General features: G+C 69.0%; 16 protein-coding genes. 8 read left to right on the forward strand and 8 right to left on the reverse strand.

The window, feature by feature from the left end; translation table 11 throughout:
• Nucleotides 1-5 precede the first annotated feature (5 nt).
• Nucleotides 6-1,766, reverse strand: a complete 1,761-nt coding sequence (locus JFB92_RS05550; RefSeq protein ID WP_199035698.1) for an ABC transporter ATP-binding protein — start codon at nt 1,764-1,766, stop codon at nt 6-8.
• Nucleotides 1,767-1,843: 77 nt separating this feature from the next.
• On the opposite strand from JFB92_RS05550, the gene JFB92_RS05555 reads away from it, so the two are divergent.
• Nucleotides 1,844-2,662, forward strand: coding sequence for a TetR/AcrR family transcriptional regulator (locus JFB92_RS05555; RefSeq protein WP_199035700.1), 819 nt, complete (start codon nt 1,844-1,846; stop codon nt 2,660-2,662).
• A 10-nt stretch (nt 2,663-2,672) separates the two neighbouring features.
• Nucleotides 2,673-3,293, forward strand: coding sequence for a VOC family protein (locus tag JFB92_RS05560; RefSeq protein WP_199035702.1), 621 nt, complete (start codon nt 2,673-2,675; stop codon nt 3,291-3,293).
• Between the two features lie 5 nt (nt 3,294-3,298).
• Here the strand turns inward: JFB92_RS05560 and JFB92_RS05565 are convergent, their stop codons facing one another.
• A complete protein-coding gene (locus JFB92_RS05565) occupies nt 3,299-4,135 on the reverse strand; it encodes a class I SAM-dependent methyltransferase (RefSeq protein WP_199035704.1) in 837 nt (278 codons plus the stop codon).
• Between the two features lie 40 nt (nt 4,136-4,175).
• A complete protein-coding gene (locus JFB92_RS05570; RefSeq protein ID WP_199035706.1) occupies nt 4,176-5,480 on the reverse strand; it encodes a cytochrome P450 in 1,305 nt (434 codons plus the stop codon).
• 193 nt (nt 5,481-5,673) lie between these two features.
• On the opposite strand from JFB92_RS05570, the gene JFB92_RS05575 reads away from it, so the two are divergent.
• On the forward strand, nt 5,674-6,243 hold the full coding sequence (locus JFB92_RS05575) for a DNA-3-methyladenine glycosylase I (protein ID WP_307789028.1): 570 nt from the start codon (nt 5,674-5,676) through the stop codon (nt 6,241-6,243).
• Here the strand turns inward: JFB92_RS05575 and JFB92_RS05580 are convergent.
• Complete coding sequence (locus JFB92_RS05580; RefSeq protein ID WP_199035708.1) at nt 6,240-7,268, reverse strand: LacI family DNA-binding transcriptional regulator; 1,029 nt, start codon at nt 7,266-7,268, stop codon at nt 6,240-6,242. The two genes, JFB92_RS05575 and JFB92_RS05580, sit on opposite strands and share 4 nt — an antisense overlap.
• 309 nt (nt 7,269-7,577) lie before the next feature.
• Between JFB92_RS05580 and JFB92_RS26030 the strand changes: the two genes are divergently transcribed.
• Complete coding sequence (locus tag JFB92_RS26030) at nt 7,578-11,696, forward strand: Ig-like domain-containing protein (RefSeq protein WP_199035710.1); 4,119 nt, start codon at nt 7,578-7,580, stop codon at nt 11,694-11,696.
• Here JFB92_RS26030 and JFB92_RS05590 read toward each other — a convergent pair.
• The gene (locus JFB92_RS05590; protein WP_199035712.1) at nt 11,679-12,011 is read right to left on the reverse strand and encodes a zinc ribbon domain-containing protein; all 333 of its coding nucleotides are present in this window, start codon (nt 12,009-12,011) and stop codon (nt 11,679-11,681) included. The genes JFB92_RS26030 and JFB92_RS05590 overlap by 18 nt on opposite strands.
• A 389-nt stretch (nt 12,012-12,400) precedes the next feature.
• On the opposite strand from JFB92_RS05590, the gene JFB92_RS05595 reads away from it, so the two are divergent.
• The 4 genes from JFB92_RS05595 (at nt 12,401) to JFB92_RS05610 (ending at nt 17,465) form a co-directional block, all read left to right on the forward strand.
• A complete protein-coding gene (locus tag JFB92_RS05595) occupies nt 12,401-13,699 on the forward strand; it encodes an ABC transporter substrate-binding protein (RefSeq protein WP_199035714.1) in 1,299 nt (432 codons plus the stop codon).
• A 129-nt stretch (nt 13,700-13,828) separates the two neighbouring features.
• On the forward strand, nt 13,829-14,761 hold the full coding sequence (locus JFB92_RS05600; RefSeq protein WP_199035716.1) for a carbohydrate ABC transporter permease: 933 nt from the start codon (nt 13,829-13,831) through the stop codon (nt 14,759-14,761).
• A complete protein-coding gene (locus JFB92_RS05605) occupies nt 14,761-15,585 on the forward strand; it encodes a carbohydrate ABC transporter permease (RefSeq protein ID WP_199035718.1) in 825 nt (274 codons plus the stop codon). The genes JFB92_RS05600 and JFB92_RS05605 overlap by 1 nt, the downstream gene beginning before the upstream one ends.
• Entirely contained in the window at nt 15,582-17,465 is a 1,884-nt protein-coding gene (locus tag JFB92_RS05610) for a glycoside hydrolase family 127 protein (protein WP_199035720.1), read from the forward strand. Before JFB92_RS05605 ends, JFB92_RS05610 begins: the two co-directional genes overlap by 4 nt.
• 43 nt (nt 17,466-17,508) lie before the next feature.
• Here the strand turns inward: JFB92_RS05610 and JFB92_RS05615 are convergent, their stop codons facing one another.
• From JFB92_RS05615 to JFB92_RS05625, 3 genes are all read right to left on the reverse strand, one after another.
• Entirely contained in the window at nt 17,509-19,044 is a 1,536-nt protein-coding gene (locus JFB92_RS05615; protein ID WP_199035727.1) for a PH domain-containing protein, read from the reverse strand.
• Complete coding sequence (locus JFB92_RS05620) at nt 19,041-19,538, reverse strand: PH domain-containing protein (RefSeq protein WP_199035734.1); 498 nt, start codon at nt 19,536-19,538, stop codon at nt 19,041-19,043. The genes JFB92_RS05615 and JFB92_RS05620 overlap by 4 nt, the downstream gene beginning before the upstream one ends.
• Before the next feature lie 79 nt (nt 19,539-19,617).
• The gene (locus JFB92_RS05625) at nt 19,618-20,550 is read right to left on the reverse strand and encodes an aldo/keto reductase (protein ID WP_199035736.1); all 933 of its coding nucleotides are present in this window, start codon (nt 20,548-20,550) and stop codon (nt 19,618-19,620) included.
• Nucleotides 20,551-20,560: the final 10 nt, after the last annotated feature.

A 20,560-nucleotide genomic window follows, 5' to 3' on the forward strand; every position in this document is an offset into this window, starting at 1 on the left:
GAAGCTCACATCGCCTCCTGAAGGGACAGCTGGGAGTCGACGATCTCGGCGTACACCGGGTTGTCCCTCACCAGTTCTTCGTGTGTGCCGGCGCCGACCACGCGCCCGGCGTCGAGGACGACGATCCGGTCGGCCTCGCGGACGGTCGAGACCCGCTGGGCCACGATCACCTGGGCGGCGTCGGCGATCTCGGAGGCCAGCGCACGCCGCAGGGCGGCGTCGGTGGCGGTGTCCAGGGCCGAGAAGGAGTCGTCGAACAGGTAGATCCTGGGGCGCGCCACCAGGGTCCGGGCGATGGCCAGGCGCTGCCGCTGGCCGCCCGAGACGGTCGTCCCGCCCTGGCCCACGGCCGTCTCCAGGCCATCGGGCATGGAGCGGACGAAGTCGGCCGCCTGCACGATCTCCAGGGCCCGCCACAGCTCGGTGTCGCTCGCGTCCGGGTCTCCGTAGCGCAGATTCGAGCCCACGGTGCCCGAGAACAGGTGCGCGCGCTGGGGGACCAGACCGACGGTGCGGGCGATGAGCGCCCGGTCCATGTCGCGCACGTCCACCCCGTCGATCGTGACCGCCCCGCCGTCCACGTCGAACAGGCGCGGGATCAGGTTGAGCAGCGTCGTCTTCCCCGCTCCGGTCGAGCCGATGACGGCCGTGGTCCGGCCCGGACCGGCGATGAGGTCGACGCCGCGCAGCACCGGCTCCTCGGCCCCGTCGTAGCGGAAGGTCACGTCCCTGACCTCCAGCTCGCCGCCCCCTGGCAGCTCGGTGACCGCGTCCGCCCGGATCGCTACGCTCGGCTCGGCGTCCAGGACCTCCCGGATGCGACCGGCGGCGACCTTGGCGCGCGGGGCCATCATGAACACGCCCATGGACATCATGACGGCCATGAGGATCTGGGAGACGTAGCTCAGGTAGGCGATGAGGGAGCCGACCTGCATGGTGCCGTCCTCGATGCGCCCGGCCGCGAGCCAGACCACCGCGATCGAGGTCAGGTTCGAGATCGCCATGGCGGTGGCGCCGAAGAACGCCTGGATGCGGCCGACCCGCAGCGACACGTTCATGAGGTCGCCGTTGGCCTCGCCGAAGCGGTGCCGCTCGTGGCGGTCGCGCACGAACGCCCTGATGACCCGGATGCCGGTGATGTGCTCGCGCATGACCCGGTTGACCCCGTCGATGCGCTCCTGCATTGCCTTGGCCGAGGGGATCATCGCGCGGATGATGAACAGCATCGCCACGACCGTGATCGGGATCGCCACCAGGAGCGTGGCCGACAGCGGCACGTCCTGCCCGAGCGCGAGGGCGAGCCCGCCGATGCCCATGACCGGGGCCATGAGCAGCATCGTGAGGGTCATGATCAGCAGCAGCGCGATCTGCTGGACGTCGTTGGTGGTGCGGGTGATCAGCGACGGCGCTCCGAAGCGGTCGACCTCCCGCTGTGAGAAGGACTGGACGCGCTCGAAGATCGCTCCGCGCAGATCGCGGGCCAGGGCCGTGGCCACCTTGGCTCCGAAGTACACCGCGGCCCCGGCCGCGGTGATCTGGATCAGTGTCACGCCGAGCATGAAGCCGCCGTGGCGGAGCACGTAGCCGGTGTCGCCGCGGACCACGCCGTGGTCGACCAGGTCGGCGTTGAGCGTGGGCAGATAGAGCATCGCCACGGTCTGCACCATCTGGAACAGCACCGTCAGCCCGAGGCCGCGGCGGTGGGGCCGGAGGAACTCGCGCAGCAGCGCGATCAATCCTCCGGAGGGTGATTCGGTTTCCTGCATGCGGTCAATCTTAGCCATAAAATTGACCAGGTACAAATTTTTATCTAGTACAAATTTGGATCTGGTACACTGAAAGTGTGAACGAAGAGCTCGGCCTGCGCGAACGGAAGAAGCGCGAAACCTGGCACCTGTTGATGACCACCGCCCTCGACATGTTCGAGGAGAGGGGATTCGACAACGTCTCGGTCGCCGAGGTCGCCGACAAGGCGGGAGTGTCCAAGGCCACGGTCTTCAACTACTTCGACACCAAGGAGGACCTGGTCGTCGCCGGGGCCAAGGCCCACATCCACGAGCCCGCCGACCTGGTACGCGACCGCACGCCGGGCGAGACCCCGCACTCGGTGATGCGCGACTACTTCCTGCGCGGGCTCAAGGAGCGAGAGCCGATGTCCGGCCTCAGCGACCACCCGATGGTGCTCCAGGTCCAGCGGATCCTCCGCGAGAATCCCGCGCTCGGACTGCGGGCCATGGAGTACCGCCGCCAGAGCGCGTCGCTCCTGGCCGAGGTACTCATCGAGGAGGGCAGCTCCGAGATGACCGCGCACCTGGTCGCGAGCCAGCTCCTGCACGTCCAGCACATCTTGGCCCAGGGCAACATCCGCCGGGTCTGGGCCGGGGAGCCGCTCGACGAGATCTATCCCGACGCCGTCGCCTCCGCGATGCACGCCTTCCAGATCCTGGCGAACGGCATCGGAGACTTCATGCGCCGCGAGCCGGACGGCACGATCGACGTCGCCTTCCACCACGAGCGCTTCAGCGCCCGGGAGCAGGCCGAGCGCGCGCTGCGCGAAGCCGCGGTGCGCGAAGCCGAGGACGGCATCCTCGAGAAACTCGCGGACCCCGAGCGCCTGGCCTCGCACCGCTCGTCCGATGTCAGTGGGGGAGACGGGCACTAGACTGGCCGCCATGCCATCGCTCGACCATCTCGTCCTCGCCACGCCCGATCTGGCGTCGACCACCGCCCACATCGCCCGCCTGACCGGCACCGAGCCGGTGCCCGGAGGCGCGCACCCGGGCCTGGGCACCAGGAACCACCTGCTCGGCCTCGGCCAAGGCGCCTACCTCGAAATAGTCGGACCGGACCCGGACCAGCCGGAACCTGACCGGCCGCGCCCGTTCGGCATCGACGAGCTGAGCGAGGCCCGCCTCGTCACCTGGGCCGTCCAGGTGCGCGACATCGACGCGGTCGTGTCCGCCGCACGCCAGGCCGGGCACGACACCGGTGAGCCGTGGGAGATGTCCCGCCGGACTCCGGACGGCGGCACGCTCGACTGGCGGCTCACCCTCGATCGCGATCGCGGCCACACCGGACTGGTGCCGTTCCTGATCGACTGGGGCGAGACCGCCCACCCCTCGGCCGACCTGCCCGAGGTCCCGCTCATCAGCCTGGAGGCCACCAGCCCCGAGCCCGAGCCCGTCGAGGGCGCGCTGAAGGCCATCGGAGCGAACCTCCAGATCAAGCCCGGGCTCCGCACCTCGCTGTCGGCCACGGTCCTCGGTCAGACCGAGCTGGTCGTCCTCTCCTGAGACGGCTATGCGGGCCGTGATGCCTTGAGAGAGAACATCAGCGGCACACGCGGCTGCCCCTTCGGGGCGCGGAAGAGGCCGTCCTCGCCCTGCTCCAGGGTCGCGTAGCGGTGGAACATGGTCACGTCGTGCTCGTGGAGGAACTCGATGCGCAACCCGGTCGCCGCGAGCGAGCTGACGATGTCGCCGAGGGTGTGCATCCGCTCGAAACTGAGGTTCTGGGCCGTCTCGGCACGCCAGTCCACATAGCTGCCGGGCTCGTCGGTGACGACCGGGCGGTCGTCGAAGTAATCGGTCTCGATCCTGGTCCCGTCGTCCCCGTCGAGGACGTGGGTGATCGGATGGAACTCCGCGAGGTAGAGGAACCCGCCGGGCGCCACCAGTGAGGCGGCGGTGGCGGCCCAGCGCTCGATGTCCGGCAACCAGTCCAGGACGCCGATACCGGTGTAGACGATGTCGTAGTCCCGGTCCGGCAGGGCCGCGGCCGCCTCGTAGACGTCGGACACGACGAACTCGGCGCGGTCGGGCCCGAATCCGATATCGGCGGCCAGGCCGCGGGCGACCTTGATGGCCGGCTCGGAGAAGTCCAGCCCGACCACCTTAGCCGCGCCCCGTCGGGCCCACGACAGCGTGTCCTGCCCCATATGGCACTGCAGGTGCAGCAAGCGCTTCCCAGTTACGTCGCCGACCTCTTCGGCCTCGAATTCGCGGATCTCGTCGCGGCCCTTGCGGAAACCGTCGTGGTCGTAGGCGTCGCTGGCGGCGTGGAGGGGAACCCGCTCGTCCCACATCGCGCGGTTGGCCTCGCGCCATTCGTTCCAGTCGTGTGCGTCGGTCTGCATTCCGACATCCTCACAGCGGAGGCCAACTGCGGCAATCCGTTTAACGGCGGCGGTAGGTCACCTCGGTGGCCTCGGGCCACTTCGCGCCCTGGCCGGGTATCGGCTGCGGATCGGGATTGCGCAGTTCGAAGTCGTAGCGCTGGAGCAGCCTGGCCAGCACCACCGTCATCTCCAGGTACGCGAACCGCATCCCCAGGCAGCGGTGCAGACCGCCGCCGAAGCCGATGAGGCGGCGCAGCTGACGGGGATCCTCGACGTACCGGTCGGGACGGAAGGAGTCGGGATCGGGGAACTCCTCTTCGAGCCGGTGCGTCATCGCCGGTGAGATCATGACCAGCGTCCCGGCCGGGATCTCCCGGCCGTCGACCTCGAACGGCTCGACCGCGCTGCGCACGTTCATCGGCGCGACCGGGTGCAGCCGCTCCGACTCGTGCAGGCAGCGATCCAGGTGCGCGAGCTTGCGGACGTCCTTGGCGGCCATGGTCTCGGGGACCGCACCGAATCCCTCTCGGGCCCGATCGAGCTCCTCGGGATGCTGCAGCAGGTCGATCAGGCCCCAGGAGATCTGCCCGGTGGTCGTCTCGTGCCCGGCCCACACCAGCATGATGATCAGGTGCAGGAGGATGTCGTCGGGCACCGGCTCGCCGTCCTCGTACGCGGCCTCCACGAAGTAGTCGAGGAAGTCCTCGCCGTCGCCGGGGTTCGCCCGCCGCTTGTCGACGATCTCCTGGAGTCGCCGCCGGATCCGCTTGCCCGCCGCGCGGCTGCGCAGGAGGTGCGGAGCCGGCAGCCATCCGGGCGTGACGAAGTCCGCTCCCTCCGAGAAGCGGCGGAACTCGCCGAACCAGTCGGTGGTGGTCTCGGCGAAGCGCTCACCCAGGAAGGAGCGCGCGGCCACCCGCATGATCAGCGGGCCGAAGTCCTCGGGAATGGACAGCTTGCCCGCCTCGCCCATGCCGTCCATGAAGGAGCGGACCTCGTGCTCCATGACCTCCACGTACGTGTCGAGCTGGCGGCCCTGGAATCGCGGCAGGACCACGTCGCGTTGGCGCTTGTAGTCGTCGTAGGGGGCGAAGAAGTAGAAGTCGGGGCTGAACATCCGCAGGAAGAACGGATAGGCGGTGCGGATCGACAGCTTGCGGTCGGTCTCGGAGTAGGTGAGCTTGTTGTTCTCGGTGCCCAGCAGGACCACGGTGTCCTTGAGCGGGAGGCGGAGCCGGAACATCGAGCCGTGCTCGGCGTGGCCGCGCCGGAACAGCCCGAGGGGGTCCCGCGTGAGCTCGGCGGCGTGGCCGACCACGGGACGCGCTCCTGAGACGGTGGGAATCAGGGTGCTGCTATTCATCTGTCACCTCAAAGGGTCGCTTTGGTCCTCGTCGATGCGATCTGCCGGTGGGGATCAACTCGGCCAATAGCTAGTCGGCTGGTGGGTTGCCAACTGTGTGCGAATCGTAACCTTCGCCGGGAGGGTCGCGCAACCACCGAGGCCGGAACGTCGGTGGCGGGTCGTACTGTCGAGACCGCAGAGAGGAGCCGGAGTGGCTGAGAATGTGATCGTGGGGGCCGACGGCGTGGCCAGGTGCCCGTGGGGTGCCGAGCCGGAGATCTACCGGGAGTACCACGACCTGGAGTGGGGCCGCGCAGTGCGCGGCGACGACGCGCTGTTCGAGCGGATCAGCTTGGAGGCGTTCCAGTCGGGACTGTCGTGGCTGACCATCCTGCGCAAGCGGGAGGCGTTCCGGAAAGCCTTCGACGGCTTCTCGGTGGCCAAGGTCGCCGCCTTCACCGAGGCCGATGTCGAGCGCCTGCTCGGCGACGCCGGGATCGTCCGCAACCGGGCCAAGATCGAAGCGGCGATCGGCAACGCGCGGGTCGTGCTCGAACTCGACGGCGGACTGACGGACCTGGTCTGGTCCTTCGCCCCCGAGCCGCGACCACGGCCGAAGTCGATCGACGAGGTCCCAGCGGTGACACCGGAGTCGACGGCGATGGCCAAGGCGCTCAAGAAGCGCGGCTTCCGGTTCTTCGGCCCCACCACGGCCTACGCGATGATGCAGGCGGTCGGCCTGGTCGACGACCACCTGGCCGACTGCCACGTGAAGCGCTAGCGATCCCTGACCGTTGACTCGCGGATGACCAGCCGACACGGCAGCGTCCGCACCCCGCGGTCGTGCTCGTCGTCGATCGCGTCGAACAGGGCTCGGGCGGCGGCGCGCCCCAGCTCCTCCAGATTGGGGTCCACACTGGTCAACTGGGGCCGGGAGCCGGTCGTCAGCACCTCCCAGTTGTCGAAGCCCAGGACCGCCACGTCCTCGGGAACCGTCCGGCCGTGTTCGCGCAGCGTGTCCAGGACGCCGCGGGCGACCTGGTCGTTGCCGCACACCACCGCGTCGACCTCGGGATGTCGGTCGATCAGCATTGCGGCCGCCGCCCTGCCCCAGCTTTCGGTCCACGAACCGTAGGCGACCTCGCCGACCGGCTCCAGGCCCGCCTCGGTCAGTGCCTCCGTCGCGCCGACGTCGCGGTCGCGGGCGGCGCTGTAGTGCCGGTCGCCGCTGATGTGCGCGATCCTGGTGCGCCCGCAGGCGACCAGGTGCTCGATGGCCATACGGCCGGCGCCGACGTTGTCGGGCACGATCGACTGGTCCTCGGGATCCTCGGAAGGGGCGTAGGCGTAGACGACCGGCACGTCCACCCGATCTGCCAGCTTGGGGCGGGGGTCCGTGCTGGAACCGACCACGATCAGGCCATCGACCCGGCGGCTGACCAGCGCCTGCACATGGTGGCGCTCCCGGATCGCATCTCCACGCGCGTCGCAGAGGAACACCGAGACCTGCCCGGCGCCGAAGGCGTCCTCGGCGCCCATCAGGATCGGAAGACTGAACCGGCCTGAGAGGTCGGTGGTGAGCAGACCGACCGTGCCGCTGCGTCCGGCCAGCAGGCCCCGGGCGAGCGAGTTGGGGGAGAACTGGAGCTGCGCGGCGGCCTCGAACACTCGTTCGCGGGTCTGCGAATGCACATGGTTTCGGCCGTTGAGCGCCTTGGAGGCGGTGGAGACCGAGACGCCCGCCAGTTTGGCGACGTCTGACAACGTGGCGGTACGGGCGCCGCGTGAGCCGGTCGGTCTGGTCATGGCGTCCTCCTTCGGTCCCGGTCGTCCTTCGTTGCAGGTAGTGACGGATCGACTGTAGCCGATCTTCGGAAAACCCGCCCAACCGGCTTTCGTGGCGGACCGAGCGTCGAGTTGTGGACTCCCGTGAGTCTGCATTGACATCGGTCCATGAATGGCCGTAGCATGTCCTGCATGATGGACCGAAAACCTTTTCGGTAGTTTTCGGTTCGCGATCCCACCCTTCCGAATGACCAGCAAATCCCTCGGAGGCACGCCATGGCGCACCGTCGACCGTCATCGAACCCCTCGACCACCGGAGGAACACCCCGCATGAACCTGCCGATCTCCCGCCGAACCGCGCTCCGCCTGGGAATCCTGGCCGGGGCCGCTCCGGCCTTCTCCGCAATCGCCGCCACCGGGACCGGGCCCCGCCTCGCGTCGGCGCAGCAGACCATCGGCTATCCCGTGTTCGGTGGTGGTGACGCCGTTCCGTCCGAGCCGGTCGCGTACGTCGTGGACGGGATGATGGAGTCGATGTTCGAGGCCGAGTCCGGTGGCACTGATTTCTGGATAGACCGGTTGCTGGCCCGCGAGGGCGCTGATCCGGCGGGGGACTGGTTGATGTCCCGCGGCCGGGCCCTGTTGATGCGGGTCCACGACCCGGAGGTGATCGGGTTCGGCGGCCAGTCGGCCTACTACGACCCGACGTTCGACCGGTTCAGCAACCGCGACGGCTTCGCGATCACGCTGGGCGACCTGACCTTCAGCGAGGACACCAGTCGGCGGCGGCAGTGCCCGAGCCACTGGAGGAGTGTCCACACCGGCGGCGGGGACTTGTCGGTCACCGTCCAGAAATTCATCACCCACAACAACGTCGCGGTCGCGAACGTAACCGTGACCAACCACGGCGGCGCCGCGACGACGGTCCCGGTCACCGTGGCCTCGGATTTCGCGTGGCAGGCCGACGGCGACGAGCTGACCGGGGTCCTGGACATGCAGAACTCGCGCGGCCAGCGCCTGACGACGGTCTTCCCGCGCCTGTCCGGCACCGGCCTGACCCCGGTGGACGGGAGCCTGACCGGGGAGATCTCGCTCGGCGCGGGGGAGTCGGTCACGGTCAAGGTCCAGTTGGGGATGGTCACCGACGAGATCGCGGAGTCGCGCGGCGAGTACGACCGGGTGCGCCAGTCCGGGCCCGAGACGGCGTTCGCTGATCATGTGCGGGCGTATAACCGGTGGTGGGCCGAGAACCTGCCCTATTTCGATCTGCCGGACGGGGCGTTGAAGAAGTTCGTGTACTACCGGTGGTGGCTGATGCGGTTCAACCACCTGGACGCCGATATCCCGGGCAATGATTTCCAGTTCCCGACCTCGATCGAGGGCGTCACCGGCTACAACAACGCGATCGCGTTGACCGTGCCGATGTTCATCGACGACCTGAAATACCTGCGGGACCCGGTGTACGCCTTCGGCCCCTGGGTCTCCACCGGGGAGTCTTCGGCCGGGGGCCGGTTCATGGACAATCCCGGGGATCCTGAGAACTGGTCGAACTCCTACACCCAGTACATCGCCGAGGCGGCGTGGCGGTCCTACCAGGTCCACGGCGGCCAGACCCCGATCGCGGGCAATCTGGCCCGCTACGCCGAAGGCGACGTCAAAGGCCAGCTCGCCACCTTCGACACCGACGGCAACCGGCTGATCGAGTACGATTGGGGCGCGATGACCGGCAACGACGCCGACGCGGTCTCCTTCCACTGGCGCTCGGACAACCTCGACCGGGCCGAGTCGGCCTACCAGTACTCCGGGGCCCTCGCTGCGGCCGCAGCCTACGACCTGCTCGGCGACAGCGCGAAGGCGACCGAAATGCGCGATATCGCCGACGCCATCGCGGCAGCGATCACCGGTGTGCTGTGGAACCCGGACCGGGCCCTGTTCGAGCACGTCCACGTCGACTCCGGCGACCATGTGCCGTGGAAGGAGATCAACAACTACTACCCGTTCAGCGTCGGCGCGGTGCCCAACGAGGCCCCATACACCGAGGCGCTGCGGCTGTTCGCCGATCCGGCCGAGTACCCGCTGTTCCCGTTCTACACGGCCAACCAGGTCGACAAGCAGGCAGCAGCCGAGCAGGGGAACCCGGGGTCGAACAACTTCTCCCAGATCAACTCCACCGTCCAGTTCCGGCTGTTCTCATCGGTGCTGCGCCGCTACGACACCGACGCGGTCGGGCCTGAGGACTACAAGAAGCTGCTGTATTGGAACGCCTGGGCGCATTTCATCGACGGCGATGTGGCCTGGCCGGACGCGAACGAGTTCTGGGCCGACTGGAACCCGAGCACCGGCCGGATCGATTACCGGTCGTGGATCCACCACACGATCCTGGGCTCCGGCATTTGGACGATCGTCGAGGACGCCATGGGCCTGCGGCCCCGCTCGGATCGGAAGGTCGAGCTGTGGCCGATCGATATCGGTTGGGATCACTTCAGCGTGGCCGGGCTCCGCTACCGGGACTCCGACCTCTCGATCACCTGGGTCGCCCCCGGCACCGACAACCCGTACCCGGATGTCCCCGAAGGCTATTCGGTGTTCATCAACGGCGACCACGCCTTCACTCTCGACAGCCTCGCACCAGCCGTGTTCGACCCGCGCAACGGGAAAGTCGAGCTGACCGGAGGCACCGGGGAGGTCCTCTACAGCCACCCCATACCGAAACTGTCGGCCCCCGAACAGGTCGAGCACACCGGCCGAGTCGTCGACATCTTCGCCAAGGCCGGGGTCGACCTGCTCTCCGACGCCGAGAACGTCGCCTTGGGCGCGTCCGTCGCGGCCTCCCACACCGCCGAAGGCAGCAGCGCCGACGCCGCGGTCAACGGCACCACCATCAACGAACCGTTCTGGAGCGCCGCCGGGTCCGGCAACTCCACCGACTGGTTCGAGATCGATCTCGGCCGCAAGAAGTGGGTCGACGAGGTCCGGCTCTACTTCTACCGCGACCGCCTGGACGGCGGCCACCTGGAGCCCGCCTCCTACCGCGTTCAGTACGACGACAGAGGCGACTGGGTCGACGTTCCCGGGCCGACCAAGACCCCGGCGATCCCGCGCGCCAACTACAACCGCGTCCAGTTCGCGAAGGTCCGGACCGACCGGCTGCGCGTGATCCTGCGCCACCAGTCCGGATACACCACCGGCCTGAAGGAGTTCCAAGCCTTCCGCACCAAGGACACTCCCTCTCCGGCCGACAACGTCGCACCCTATGTCGTGGCCCGACACGACTCGTCGTTCAGCAGCCCGCTTCAGGCGCGGCCGACCGGGACGGTCAAGGACGACGCGCTCCCGCTCGACGGCGAACTGACCAGCACCTGGCGCGCGGTCGACGGCCCCGGCTCGGTCGTGTTCGAGGATGCCGCCGCGGCCACCACCGTCGCCACCTTCACCGAACCCGGCGAGTACATCCTCGAACTGACCGCCACGGACGGTGAACTCGAATCGGCCTCCACGGTCGCCCTGACCGTCGCCGAGCCCGACGACCGCGCCAACGTCGCCCCCTCGGCCGAGCCGACCGCCTCTTACACCTCCTCGTGGGAGAACGTCACCGCCGTCAACGACGGCATCGAGCCGTCCACCTCCAACGACGGCGCCAACCCCCGCTGGGGCACCTGGCCCGAGGAAGGCGAGCAGTGGGTCCAGCTCACCTGGGACGACCCGGTGCGCGTCGCCGAGTCCGACATGTACTTCTTCGACGACGGCGGCGGAGTCAGGGTCCCCGCCTCCTGGCGGATCCAGTACCTGGACGGCGAGAACTGGACCGACGTGAACGCCAGCGGCACCTACGGAACCGCTCCCGACCAGTACAACAGCGTCGCCTTCACCGCCGTCACCACCACCGCGCTCCGCGCCGTGCTCCAAAGCGGCGAGGCCAGCGTCGGCATCCTCGAATGGAAGGTCTTCGCCGAGGTCCCCGAGACCGTCCGCCACGTCCACCAGCCGACCGAGGCCGGGACCGTCCCAGAACTGCCCGCAACCGTCACCGGCGTCTACGCCGACGGCTCCCGGGCCGAGCTCGCGGTCGTCTGGGAGGAGATCGCCGAGGACGACGTCTCCGAACCGGCCACCACCATCGAAGTGAGCGGCCTGGTCACCGGGCTCGCGCTCGCCGCGAGCGCCACCGTCCACGTCCGACTCACCGACGAAGTCGAGGTCACCGCCATCGAGACCGAGGAGGTCACCACCGTCGCCGGGACCGCCCCGCAATTGCCCGGCACCGTCACCGCCGTCTTCAACGACGGCTCGAAGGACAACGTCACCACCGCGGTCGCCTGGGCCGACATCGACCCGGCCGAATACGCCGAACCCGGCGAATTCACCGTCGCCGGCTCGGTCGAGGGCACCTCCCTCGAAGCCGAGGCCGCCGTGACCGTCATCGAATCCGAGTCAACTACCGCCGGTTGATGCCGGTGGTTTGTCGCTCGTGCCCGCCGCTGGCTGCGGCGTATCGGCGACAATAGGCTGGTTGACAACAGCCCAGGTCATGCGTGCGCGGTCTCGGACGTTGACCGCGGCTACCTGGTCGGCGGCTCCAGCGAGTCCGCAGCCGCCACAGGCGAAACCATCTCGATCGGGTCTATTGGCTTTCGTGGCGTGCCCGCAGAGCGGGCACCGTCGCGAGGTGTTGCGGGCATCCACGACCACAACCGGGACTCCGGCGAGTTTCGCCTTATAGGCGATGAACGCCTGGAGCTTAACCTGCACGACCTGCTTGCCCATGCCTGCAACGATAGAAGTCGGGTATGACAACAACACCGCGACACTCGAAGGTGGGACTCGTGCTCGCTGGGGCAATGCCCCGAACACTCCAGGCGTTGACCGCGATCGGTGTGCAGGCTCAATGCAACCAATGTGGAGGCATCTGCGTCGCCGGCCGCTGCCCACTGTACTGGCACCGGCCGTCAGGCTGAGTCGATACCGCCCTGACCATAGATTTCTGGCGCCAGGGGTGCGTTGAGGCGATCGAGACGAAAATGATGCGGGTGGCCTGGTTGACAGCGAGTGATCTACGTCTTATGGTTTCCGAAAACCTTTTCTGATTTTTCGGATTGGATGTCCCCGACAACCGCAGTCAGCATCAACCCCTCTGCGTCAAAGGAGACGAGACAGTGACACGAAGCCCTTCAACCGGACCGCGGCGACACCTCGCCGCGGTCGCGGCCGGTTGCGCCGCACTACTACTCCTGGCCAGCGCATGCGGCGGTGACGGCGGCGGCTCGGACGTCGACGCGAACGTCGAAGGCGTCGACGACGGCACCACCCTGACGATGTGGACCCGCGCGGCCACCGAGGCGCAGTCCCAGGCCCTGGTCGACGAGTACAACGCCACTCACGAGAACCAGGTGGAGCTCACCGTCATCCCCACCGACGACTACCAGACCCGCGTCGGCACCGCGGCCGGGAACCAGGAGCTGCCGGACATGCTCTCCATGGACGTGGTCTTCGCGCCCCGCTTCACCCACGCCGGAGCCTTCGCGGACCTCACCGAGTACATCGACGCGCTCGACTTCGCCGACGACCTGGCGCCCTCGCACATCGAGGTCGCCACCGTCGACGACCGCAAGTACATGGTGCCGCACACGCTCGACCTGTCGGTCCTCTTCTACAACAAGGACCTCTACCGCGAGGCCGGGCTCGATCCCGAGCAGCCCCCGACCACACTCGCGGAATTCGCCGAGCACGCCCGCGCCGTGGGCGAGCTCGGCGACGACACCTACGGCACCTTCTTCGGCGGCAACTGCGGCGGCTGCTACGTCTTCACCTGGTGGCCGAGCCTGTGGGCCGAGGGCGCCGAGGTCATGAACGAGGACGGCACCGAGTCGCTCCTGGCCTCCCCGGAGGCCCAGGAGGTGTACCAGACCTGGAAGGGCCTGGTCGACGACGGCGCCGTCGCCCCCGGCTACGAAGAGGAGACCGGAACCACCTGGGTCTCCTACTTCCCCGAGGGCAACATCGGCGTGATGCCGATGCCCTCGACCATGCTCGGGCTCATGCCCGAGGACATGGACATCGGCGTCGCCCCCATCCCCGGCCTGACCGGCGGCGAGTCCACCTTCGTCGGCGGCGACAGCATCGGCATCAGTTCCAACTCCGAGAACCGCAACCAGGCATGGGACTTCATCCGCTGGACCCTCGAGGACGAGACCCAGATCCAGGTCCTGGCCCAGAACGCCGACGTCATGGCCCGCCCGGACCTGGCCGAGAACGAGTACACGCAGGACGACCCGCGCGCGGTGCTGATGAACCAGCTCGTCGAGGTCGGCCGGACCCCGTACTCGCTGAACTTCGGTCAGACCTTCAACGACCCGCAGGGGCCCTGGCTCCCGCTCGTCCGTGAGGCGGTATTCGGTTCCGGGGACGGACTCGAAGATCTCAATCAGGCCATAACCGACTCACTCGGCAGTTGACCGAACCGTCGCGGATGCGGGCCCGCCGGCCCGCATCCGCCTCGCCCGCGGGCCGGCTTCGACGATGCCGATCCACGGCTCGCGAGCCTCGCAGAGAGCGCTTGCGGGCCATAGACATGTGAGGTGCCAATGACCAAGCAGACCGAGCGCCCGGAGGCGCTCGCTCCGCCCCGGTCCCCGGTCAGGAAGCGCTGGTGGCAGCGGCGCTCGGCCAAGGGAGCGCTCTATGCCCTGCCGGTCGCGGTGTTCGTGGCCGTGTTCTTCATCGCCCCGCTGTTCCTGGTCGGCCGGATGTCGGCCGCGGACTGGCAGCTGCTGACCGGCGACCAGGGAATCAACTTCCCCGAGAACTACCAGTCGATCAACGACAACCCGCTGTTCTGGCCCGCGGTCGGCTTCACCCTGAAGTACACCGGCATCGTCGTGGCCGTCCTGCTCGCGCTGTCGCTGCTGATGGCCCTGCTGGTCCAGGAGAAGCGCCGCGGCGTCGGATTCATCCGCACCGCCTACTTCCTGCCGACCACACTCGGGCTGGCCTCGGCCTCGCTGCTGTTCTGGGGCTTCTACAGCCCCCAGATCGGGCCGATCGACCAGATCCTGCAGGCGCTGGGCCTGACCGACGAACCGATCTCGTGGCTGGGCAGCCCCAACATGGCCCTGTTCTCCACAGTGGTGCTCATCGTGTGGCGCTTCGCCGGCTTCTTCATGATCATCCTGCTGGTCGGGCTCCAGTCCATCCCAGGCGAGGTCTACGAGGCCGCCCGCCAGGACGGGGCGAACCGCTGGCAGGCCTTCGTGCACATCACGCTGCCGCTGCTGCGGCCCTCGCTCGGGCTGGTGCTCATTCTCAGCGTCACCGGCTCCCTCCTGGCCTTCGACCAGTTCTTCATCCTCACCAAGGGCGGGCCCGACAACAGCACCGTCACGGTGGTGCAGCTGGTCTACCGCGAGGCGTTCCAGCGCTTCGACCTCGGTGCCGCGGCAGCCGTATCCGTGCTGATCCTGCTGGCACTGCTGATCCTCAACATCGCGCAGTTCCGCGCGCTCAGGAAGGCGGACTGATGCAACGGACGAACGCACTCGGCCGGACCTCCTACTACGTTCTGGCCGGAGGACTGGCGATCCTGTTCCTGGTCCCGCTGATCTGGACCGGCTACGCCTCGGTGGCCCCGCAGGGCGCCACCGCCCAGCAGGACGGGTTCGGCTTCGGCAACTACCAGACCCTCATGGACTACAACGCCGGACTGCCCCGCTACCTGTGGAACAGCACCCTCGTCTCGGGCTTGACCGTGCTGTTCACGCTGGTGCTGTCCATGCTGGGCGGCTACGCGTTCGCCAGGTTCAAGTTCTGGGGCAAGGACACCCTGTTCCTGGTGACCATCGCGATCCTCATGGTGCCCTACAGCACCCTGCTGATCCCGCTCTACATCATGCTCGGCGACCTCGGCCTGCGCAACTCACTGCTGGGCCTGGCGATGGTGCTGACGCTCTACCAACTGCCGTTCGCGGTGTTCATGATGCGGATCTCCTTCGAGGCCATCCCGAAGGAGATCGAGGAGTCGGCGATGGTCGACGGCTGCGGCAGCTTCCGCGTCCTCACCCGCATCATGGTCTTCGGTGTCGCGCCCGGATTGATCACGGTCGGCTTGTTCTCGTTCCTGGCCGCTTGGAACGACTTCATCGCGCCCCTCATCCTCATCAGCGACGCCGAGAGCGCGCCGCTGCCGTTGGCAATCGCCACCCTGCGCCAGCAGTCGATGGGCTCCATCGACTTCGGCGCCACCCAGGCCGGCGTCGTCGTGATGGCCCTGCCGTGCCTGATCCTATTCGTTGCGCTGCAACGCCACTATGTCCGAGGATTCATGTCAGGAGCGATCAAAGGATGACTCAACAACTGCCCGTGGCGCCTTCGGGAGGGACCCTGCGCCCTCTGGGCATCGACGAGGTCCGCATCACCGGCGGGTACTGGGGCGACCGCCAGCGGGTCAACGCCGAGGCCACCATCGGGCACTGCCTGCACTGGCTGGAGGAGCTGGGCTGGGTGGCCAACTTCGACCGCGTCGCCGAGGGCGGACCGTTCGAGCGGGCCGGCCGAGAGTTCTCCGACTCGGAGATCTACAAGCTCGCCGAGGCCATGGCCTGGGAGATCGGACGGAGCGGCTCGGTCGAACTGGAGAAGGAGTTCGCGGCGCTGACCGAGCGGATCGGCGCGGCGCAGCGGCCCGACGGGTACCTGAACACCATGTTCGACAACCCCGGCCAGCGGCCGCGGTACTCGGACCTCGAATGGGGCCACGAGCTGTACTGCTACGGGCACCTGATCCAGGCGGCGGTCGCGCGGCTGCGCACCCGCGGCGAGGACGCCTTCGTCAGGATCGCCCGCAGGGTCGCCGACCACGTGTGCGAGACCTTCGGGCCCGGGGGGATCGAGAGCATCTGCGGCCACGCCGAGATCGAGGTGGCGCTGGCCGAACTCGCCCGTGCCACCGGCGAGCGGCGCTACCTGGACCAGGCGAAGCTGTTCATCGACCGGCACGGCGAGCACAAGCTCGGCAAGGGCGGGTTCGGCGGCGTCTACTACCAGGACGACGTGCCGATCCGCCGGGCCGAAGTCCTGCGCGGACACGCGGTGCGGGCCCTGTACCTGTCGGCCGGGGCCGTCGATGTCGCCGTGGACACCGACGACTCCGAACTCCTCGAGGCGATCCGCGGGCAGTGGGACCGGACCGTGGCCCGCCGCACGCACATCACCGGCGGCATGGGCTCCCAGTACGAGGACGAGGCGTTCGGCGGCGACTGGGCGCTGCCGCCCGACCGGGCCTACTCCGAGTCGTGTGCCGGGATCGCGGCGGTCATGACCGCCTGGCGGCTGCTGCTGGCCACCGGCGAGAGCCACTACGCCGACATGATCGAGCGGATCACCTGGAACGTCCTGGCCGGGGCGGTGGCCCCGGACGGGAAGTCGTTCTTCTACGCCAACCCGCTCCACCAGCGGACCGCCGACGAGCCCCCGCCCGAGGGCGAGCTGTCGCACCGGGATCGCGGCGGCCAGCGCGCGGCCTGGTTCGACGTCTCGTGCTGCCCGACGAACCTGGCCCGCACCTTCGCCTCGATCGCCGCCTACGTCGCCACCGCCGACGACACCGGCCTCCAGATCCACCAGTACACGCCCGGACGCATCGCCACCGAGCTGCCCGGCGGGCCGATCGAGGTCGCCGTCGAGACCGATTACCCCGACGGCGGTTCGATCACCGTCCGCGTCGACCGCAGCGAAGGCGGACGTTGGACCCTGGGCCTACGGGTCCCGGCCTGGGCCGAGGGCGCCCGCCTCACCGGACCCGACGGCGCGAGTCGCGAGGTCGGCCCCGGCCGCGCCGAGATCGCCCACGACTTCGCCGCAGGCGACACCGTCCGCCTGGACCTGCCGATCGCGCCCAGGTGGACCGTTCCGGACCCGCGGATCGACGCCGTCCGCGACTGCGCCGCCGTCGAACGCGGTCCGCTGGTGTTGTGCGCCGAGTCGGTGGACCTCCCGGTCGGCGCCGACCTCGCGGGCCTGACCGTCGACACCGGACGGTTGCCGATCGGAGCGGATGGCAAGGTCACCGTCGCCGCCCGCCTCCACCAGCGCGTGGACGAATGGCCCTACGGGGCGAGCCCGGCGCCCGACAAGGACGTCACCGAGGCCGAACTGGACCTGATCCCGTTCCACCTGCGCGCCACGCGCGGCCCGGCCGCGATGCGGGTCTGGCTGCCCGCCGACTGACGGCCGCACCGGAGGAGCGACGCCCCTCCGGTGCGCCTCAGACTCACTCGTCGTGCGGGCGGTCGGCGGCGAACGGATCGAGCAGGCCGGGGGCGGCCTCGGCGGCGAATCGGACGATCTCGTCCTGGTCGGCGTCGACGATCGCATAGTGACCCTGACCGGCCGCCGAAGTGGCGTCCAGGGTCATCAGGCCCAGCCGCCGCTGGAACAGCGACTGGCTCATCCGCCAGCCGATGATGCCCGAGCGGTCGAGGTACACCGTGGACCTGCGCAGACTGCCGCGCCGGGTGACCAGGTACCGGCCGTCGAGGCCGTGGCCGAGCGAGGCGTAGGAGTCGAAGGCGATCCGGACCGAGGCGACGGCCAGCAGGGCGGCGACGGCGATGGCGAGGGTGCTCAGGAAGGTCGGCATCGACCACAGTAGATGGGCGGCGGCGACCGCGACGGCCAGGGCCAGAATGAACACCGCGGCCCTCCTGAGGCGCCGTCCGAGAGCCGCCTTGGGGTGGGGGAGCAGGTCGACGCTCGTCGGACCGATCACCGCGTCGGCCGCGGCGGTTATCACCGCGCGCGGAGCCGACGGTACGAGCGTGCTCACGTCGGAGCCGCCCTGCTCGGACTTGAGTCCGATGGCGACGACGTCGAGCCGCGCCGCCCCGGCCGAGCGGATGCCGAGCGGCTCGACGATCTCGACGCCGCGGATGCGCTGCTCCTCCAGGCTCAACGAGCGGTTGACCAGCAGCCCGCGCCGCACCCGCAGCGTGCCGCCGGGCTCGCGGTCCAGCCGGTGGTTCCACCAGGCCTCGGCCTGGAACGCGAGGCTGCCGACGACGCCGACCACGAGGATCCCGGCCAATCCCAAGAGGACGATCGTCCACGGCCCGTGGCGGTCGGCCAGATCCACCGCCAGCTCGACCGGGAGCCCGCCGCGGCCGAACCACTCCGAGACCTGGAAGAACAAGCCGATGACCGCCGCCGCCAGCGTGGGGGTCAGGAACGACAGGGGCGCGAACCGCAGCCAGCCCGGCCGCCACGTGGCCAGCCTCCCCTCGCCGGGTGCGGCGGTCTCGGACTCGCGGCGCAGCAGCTCGGCGCGCAGCCGGTCGGCCTCGGCCCGGCTCACCGCGTCCAGTGTCAGCGAACGCTGTCCGGTCGAGCCCGAGCCGCTGCCGGTCTCGCCGGTGCCGACCTTGACCTTCACCAGCCCGAAGAACCGGTACAGCGGATGGGCCGACAGGTCGACCGACCTGATGCGCTCGCGGGCCAGCGACCGGTGCTGCTTGAACACCAGGCCGGTGACCAGCTCCACGCGCGTGTCGGTGATCCGGTAGCGGGTCACGTGGTAGCGGACCGCTTCGATCCCGGTGCCGCCGGCGACGACGATCAGGGCCCCGGGCACCACGATGGCCAGCGCGACGACCCAGGAGATCCCGCCGAGGCCGATCGCGGCGGGCACTCCGGCCGCCAGGGCCAGACCCAAGGTGAGCAGGGCCGCCGACTTGATGATGTCGGGGTGCAACCGCAGCCAGGGGAGCTCGGGCTCGGCGGGCTGCGCCTGGGCCGCTTGCGGTTCGGTCACGTCGCATCCCCGGGGGTGGCGTCGGTGAGCTCGGTGAGCCGCTCGGCCAGCTCGGCGGCCTGGCCGTGGTCGAGCCCTTCGAGTTTGACCGCCCCGGCCGACGAGGCGGTGGTCACCACGAGTGTGGACAGTCCGAAGGAGCGCTGGAGCGGCCCGCGAGTGGTGTCGACTGTCTGGATGCGGGACATCGGCGCTACCCGCCAAGTGCGCCAGAAGTAGCCGGTGAGGGAGTAGACGGCGGTCTCGGTGACCTCCCAGCGGTGCACGCGATGCCACCAGATCGGCATGGCGATCGCGGCGGCCAGGCCGATGCCCGCGACGGCGGCCGCCGGGATCAGCAGCCAGGCCCGCGCGGACTCGATGAGCAGGCCCAGCACGGCGAGGGGACCGGCACCGATGAGCGTGGCCACGAGGAGCTGCACCCGCCACCAGGCCACGGTGCGGGGGTCGAAACGGTTCCTGGGCGGACGCAGCGCGCCCGAGGTGTTCGCCATGTCCGAAGCGTACCGATCCTCGGAAGAGGCGGCTCCCCCCGAAGAGGGAGAGCCGCTCCCTCCGAAGAACGGACTTCGCTCACGGCACGACGTAACCGGCGGCGCGGAACAGCTCGTACCATTCGGCGCGGGTCAGCGGCACGTCCGAGCCCTGCGCCGAGGCGGCCACGCGCTCGGGGTTGGTGGTGCCGATGACGACCTGCATCTGAGCCGGATGCCGGGTGATCCAGGCGACCGCGATCGCCAGCGGCGGCACGTCGTACTTGGAGGCGAGCCGCTCGATCACCCGGTTCAGCTCCGGGTACTCGTCCGAGCCCAGGAACGGGCCGGTGAAGAAGCCCGCCTGGAACGGCGACCAGGCCTGGACGGTGATGTCGTGCAGGCGGCAGTAGTCGATCAGGCCGTCGTCGCGGCTGATCGACTGGTCGAGCGCCTGCATGTTGGCGGCCACGCCCTGGGCGACCAGCGGCGCGTGCGTGATCGACAGCTGCACCTGGTTGGCCACCAGCGGCTGCCGGACGTACTTGCGCAGCAGGTCGATCTGGCGCGGAGTGTGGTTCGAGACGCCGAAGTGCCGCACCTTCCCGGACTCGGCCAGCTCGTCGAAGGCGCTCGCGACCTCCTCGGGCTCGACCAGGGCGTCGGGGCGGTGCAGCAGCAGGATGTCGATGTAGTCGGTCCCCAGCGCCTCCAGCGAGCCCTCGACGGACTCGACGATGTGCTCGCGGGAGAAGTCGAAGTAGGGCCCGTCGGGGACGATCCCGGCCTTGGTCTGGATCACCAGCCGTTCGCGCTCGGAGGGCGAGAGCCGCATCGCCTCGGCGAAGCGCCGCTCGCACTGGTGCAGCTCGTGGCCGTAGACGTCGGCGTGGTCCAGGAAGTCGATGTCGGCCTTCCTGGCCGCTTCGACCAGGGTCCGCACCTCGTCGTCGCTCATGTCGGCGATGCGCATGAGGCCGAGCACCACGTTCGGCGCCGCGATGTCGGTGCCTGGCAGGTTGATCTTCTTCATGTGTCCAATC

This window comes from Glycomyces salinus, from assembly GCF_016428645.1.
GTDB lineage: Bacteria > Actinomycetota > Actinomycetes > Mycobacteriales > Micromonosporaceae > Glycomyces > Glycomyces salinus.